At 45.0% G+C, this 4299-nt stretch carries 3 protein-coding genes, 6 tRNA genes and 1 pseudogene; 1 reads left to right on the top strand and 9 read right to left on the bottom strand.

Going from position 1 to position 4299, the window contains the following annotated elements; translation table 11 throughout:
* Nucleotides 1-159: 159 nt before the first annotated feature.
* Nucleotides 160-330 carry a DUF2716 domain-containing protein gene (locus AC0YNZ_RS31285; RefSeq protein ID WP_475830258.1) on the bottom strand — a complete coding sequence of 57 codons (171 nt, stop codon included), beginning with the start codon at nucleotides 328-330 and terminating at the stop codon, nucleotides 160-162.
* Nucleotides 331-462: 132 nt separating this feature from the next.
* Between AC0YNZ_RS31285 and AC0YNZ_RS31280 the strand changes: the two genes are divergently transcribed.
* Nucleotides 463-1698, top strand: a complete 1236-nt coding sequence (locus AC0YNZ_RS31280) for an S-layer homology domain-containing protein (protein ID WP_475830256.1) — start codon at nucleotides 463-465, stop codon at nucleotides 1696-1698.
* Nucleotides 1699-2854: 1156 nt separating this feature from the next.
* Here AC0YNZ_RS31280 and AC0YNZ_RS31275 read toward each other — a convergent pair.
* The 8 genes and pseudogenes from AC0YNZ_RS31275 to AC0YNZ_RS31240 all read right to left on the bottom strand — a co-directional run bounded on the left by AC0YNZ_RS31275 (nucleotide 2855) and on the right by AC0YNZ_RS31240 (nucleotide 4266).
* Entirely contained in the window at nucleotides 2855-3565 is a 711-nt protein-coding gene (locus AC0YNZ_RS31275; protein WP_475830257.1) for a fibronectin type III domain-containing protein, read from the bottom strand.
* Nucleotides 3557-3622: pseudogene (locus AC0YNZ_RS31270) on the bottom strand (hypothetical protein); the annotation flags it as partial. The pseudogene AC0YNZ_RS31270 and the gene AC0YNZ_RS31275, both read right to left, overlap by 9 nt.
* A gap of 143 nt (nucleotides 3623-3765) precedes the next feature.
* Nucleotides 3766-3839 (bottom strand) — tRNA-Pro (locus AC0YNZ_RS31265).
* Nucleotides 3840-3846: 7 nt separating this feature from the next.
* Nucleotides 3847-3923 (bottom strand) — tRNA-Arg (locus AC0YNZ_RS31260).
* A 6-nt stretch (nucleotides 3924-3929) separates the two neighbouring features.
* Nucleotides 3930-4004 (bottom strand) — tRNA-Gly (locus AC0YNZ_RS31255).
* Between the two features lie 3 nt (nucleotides 4005-4007).
* A tRNA-Leu gene (locus AC0YNZ_RS31250) sits at nucleotides 4008-4094 on the bottom strand.
* A 15-nt stretch (nucleotides 4095-4109) separates the two neighbouring features.
* Nucleotides 4110-4182: transfer RNA gene (locus tag AC0YNZ_RS31245), tRNA-Lys, on the bottom strand.
* A gap of 9 nt (nucleotides 4183-4191) precedes the next feature.
* Nucleotides 4192-4266: transfer RNA gene (locus tag AC0YNZ_RS31240), tRNA-Gln, on the bottom strand.
* Nucleotides 4267-4299 lie beyond the last annotated feature (33 nt).

The raw sequence follows: 4299 nt of genomic DNA, 5'->3' as shown, positions 1-4299 counted from the left end.
GAACGGTTACAAGCAAAACTAAACGGCCTCAGTCCGATGGAATTTAGGACCAAGGCCGCTTAATTGATTTTTGTTATTTGTACTGTCTACTTGACGGGGTTCAGTTCACGTTCTGATCGGCTGCCGTCATGTCTTTAATGAGCTATCGTACCCGTAAGGTTAACCCCGACGTATAATTTCTCCGAAGATTTTGGGTTGATTTTTAGCAAAGGCTTTTATCAACTCGTCATTAATCAGGGTTACAGATTCTTCCCAAGGATGGCTAAAATAACACCATTTTAAATCCTTTGGAAAGAAAATATAGTAGTCACCGTTAGGATAAAACGGTATTGTCCAATCAACTCTACGTTAGGCAAATGTGGATTGTACAGTCCAACAATTTCCTTTCCGGTTTTCGCAACATTCATATATTCGATGCTGTAATATAGTAGGTATTCGAATAAGGGAAGGGACAGGATTAATATGTTTTTGAAAAGGGTTATCGTCATTGCGGCATTGCTCAGCCTATTGCTTCCAACTCAGCTTTATGCCGTTTCTCCTGAGGAGGACCTGACTATGGTTGAGCTGGTCAGTCATTTTGCCGATATTGACAGAAAGCAAACGAACAAGATTCGGTTTACCGCCGACCAAGGTCGCTTCGTAATCAAAATCTACAATGTCCGAGTTCCAAACAAAGTTCGGCTGCTCGTCAAAGATACTGAATCAGGCGATGTCGTAATCGATTCTAATCAGCCATCAGATAGTATCACTGATATTGTGTTGCCTAGAGACGGTATGTACGACTTATACGTGGAGTATTTGTTTAATGGAGATTTATTCAAAAAGGATCCTGTCTATATAACTCTTCATGGCAGTAATCTTATCGTTCCCGAGACGGATACGCCGTGGTTGGATATTCGCGATTTTCTTCTGTTTGAAACGATACAGGGACCATTCAATTTGGACATACGGAGCCTGAGCAAGCCCGTAGATTCCGTTAAAGTGTCGCTCGACGGGCAGATTGTCTCGGATGCGAATGCTGACACGCCGGTCGTCATCAATCCGCAAAGCTTGAAGGACGGATTCCATCGTATTGAAATCGTTGCTGAGTATCGTGCAGATACCGTTAATGAAAGCGTGCTCGTCCGCGAATTTCTAGTGGATCGTACGGATGCTTTCGCGGATGTACCAAAATCACATTGGATCCACCATACAGTGGAGGTTATGAATCATTTGAATATCCTGAGCGGACGCGACAACCGATTGTATGAACCAAATGCACTGATTTCACGGGAGGAATTCGCCAAAATCGCTGTACTAACAATGGGATTAGAACCAAGTGAGCAGCCGAACCGCTCTTTCGATGATGTCCCAGATAAGTCATGGTCAAGACCTTATATCAACACTTTGATGGATGCCGGACTCGTTATAGGCGAAGAGAAGGAAGGAAAGTGGTTGTTTCATCCAAAACGGACCATAAGTAAAGTGGAAGCCGCAACTATAATAGGCCGTACGAGCAAGTTTGCCGATATGCCATTTTATGGTGACGAAAAACTGGTTACCGATTTCCACGAGGTTCCTAAATGGGGGCAATTTTCAGTCATACGATTAATCAAATCTGGATGGATATCTGGTTATCCGGATGGAACATTTCATCCTCGAAGTCCCTTGACTCGAGCGGAAGCTGCAAAGCTTTTGTCTCATTTTATCGGGCTATAGGACTTTGCTGATGAGACCAAGATAATCTGTTCCTGGTTCCCATGTGGACGTCAGCTGTTCGATATCATGAATCATCGTATCCCAATTGCAAATAAAATCCATGTCGGATATTCATGCATTTGCGGAATACCTGCCTTATGATATTACACCTACCGAACCGTAATCTTTTCTTTACCGATCTCTACAAATGCGAAAGAACACGCCCACTTGTCTGAAGTGGGCGTGTTCCTATTCGAATAATTCGTCCATTAGCGTGTCAATTTCTCGCTTAAGCTTTGTTTCTCAACAACTCGTGCTCTTGACTTGTAGGCGGTCTCGATCGGATGTAAATTACCATAACAAAAATCCCGCACTCCAATAGCAAGAGGCGGGAATTAGATGTCTATCACATTTATATTCAGCCCTTCATTCACGAATTTCATATCGTGGTCTCTTGAAACAAGGCATAAGTTTTCATTCACAGCCGAAGCAATATGTACTGAATACTTTAGATCGGAGAGATTTTTGGAGATGCTTGCTGCCTAAATAGCCGGAGTTGATATATTAGATGAAAATTTTTATAAAGTATTATATTAAAGTGTCAAAGCATAAAAGTATGAACGACAACCATCCATGTCCAGTTCCATAGACTGAACGTAGGGCAATCGGTTGAGTGTACATAACATAACCCTTTAAACCTTTTCTCTTAATCATATAACAGTCAATACTCTCGAAAAAGGTAAAGTGTAATTATATACATCGCTTCGTTATTCTACCCATTCGTATTATGAGGTCACTGCTAACTCTTAACTACCTAACCAAGTAGCCACCACGCTCTACTGCCAGTTAGCCGAATAGGCTACCGACAACGGCAGCCTGTTCACATTGTGCTATCGTACCCGTCCCCGCATATTAATAACTCATTTTTCATAACCGTAAGGGGGTCCGCCAACCAAATAAACGTAAAACCCACGCTTAAGACATTAATTACGTATGCTCCTGTTACCATACGGGGGACAAAAGGCAAAAAACAAAGGAGTGTTTTTATAGGGGTCTTGCATCCTTGCCGAGTCCCGTTAAAATTTCCGATGGAACCAGGTGTTTCTCCGGGGAGTAAAAATGGCCGCGGGGTGATCCCGCGGCCGACCATTAAGCTCCGTAAACAGAGTAATAATCTTCAGTGATTGTCATATCTGATGCTCACATATACGATAACCTTCTTATCCGGACTATAATCATTGTCCGTATGTCCCTTAACTCTCCACTCTGCAGTGTAACCTTCGGGTACCTTGGCAGCACTGTACTCGGCACCATCCGGGTGCTCCGTCTTAGGACCGCAAGATGGGTTATCATCGTCCACGGTCGCCAGACAAAGGTCATAATCTTCCCCTTCCGGAGAAATCATGGAGACATTAACAATCCCATGATAGCCTTTAGGGGGGGGCCATGATCCACTCAACTCTTGGCCCGGAGACGAAATGTACCCGTAGTATAACGAAAACTCGTAATTGTACCGACCGTCTGAATAAGTTTTGGAATCGGAAAGCTGAAAAGAACCGGGAGCCGTATATGCGGCAGTATTGACCGTCACTTCTTGTTTCACACTTTGGTTGTCATAGGCATCGATGGCGACTAGAGAAAAGAGGTAGGACGAATTTGGAGACAGCCCCTTCACTTCATAGCTGTTTACGTCCCCGTCCAGGGCAGCCAGCAGCGCATTGTCTTTGGATACAAAATATTTGTATACACCCGTATCATCTGTGGCCGGCTGCCAATTCAGCCGTACGCTGTTATAGGTCACATCGGTAACCGTCAGCACGTCGCCTTCAGGCCACTGAGGCGGTTCAGGAGTGGTGGGACCGGACTCGCCAAGTCCAAGAACTTGCACGGGAGTAGAATGGTATGTCCTTGCTGCATCGCCCAGTTGGCCAGAACCATTCCATCCCCACGCCCAGACTAACCTAGTTCGTTATGGCGTTGAAGTAAATGGGGAGAAAAGCTGCAAGCAATCGCTCCACTGTGCTATTATATACCTTAAAAACATAACGAGCCCTTTATCCAATTAGGATAAAAGGCTCGTTATATAAATCGGGATGACACGATTCGAACATGCGACCCCCTGGTCCCAAACCAGGTGCTCTACCAAGCTGAGCTACATCCCGTAAGATATGGCGTGCCCTAAGAGATTCGAACTCCTGACCTTTTGATTCGTAGTCAAACGCTCTATCCAGCTGAGCTAAGGGCACATATTATGGAGCGGAAGACGGGAATCGAACCCGCGACCCTCGCCTTGGCAAGGCGATGCTCTACCGCTGAGCCACTTCCGCTAATGGTGCGGTCAAGAGGACTCGAACCTCCACGGCTGTTACACCACTAGAACCTGAATCTAGCGCGTCTGCCAATTCCGCCATGACCGCATTTATAAACTAAAGTGAGCCATGTAGGACTCGAACCTACGACACCCTGATTAAAAGTCAGGTGCTCTACCAACTGAGCTAATGGCTCGTAACAAAATGGCTGGGGATTCAGGGATCGAACCTGAGAATGACGGAGTCAAAGTCCGTTGCCTTACCGCTTGGCTAATCCCCAACATTTTTAAAATTTTCTTTTGAAAAATGGGGC

This window comes from Paenibacillus sp. J2L1-98 (genome assembly GCF_056269405.1).
Note: the sequence above shows the minus strand (reverse complement) of the source record. Positions and strands in the feature narration are given on the sequence as shown.

Bases quoted from the DNA above. Each gene is read 5' to 3' on its own strand.
- AC0YNZ_RS31280 (WP_475830256.1), top strand. From the start codon at position 463: ATGTTTTTGAAAAGGGTTATCGTCATTGCGGCATTGCTCAGCCTATTG.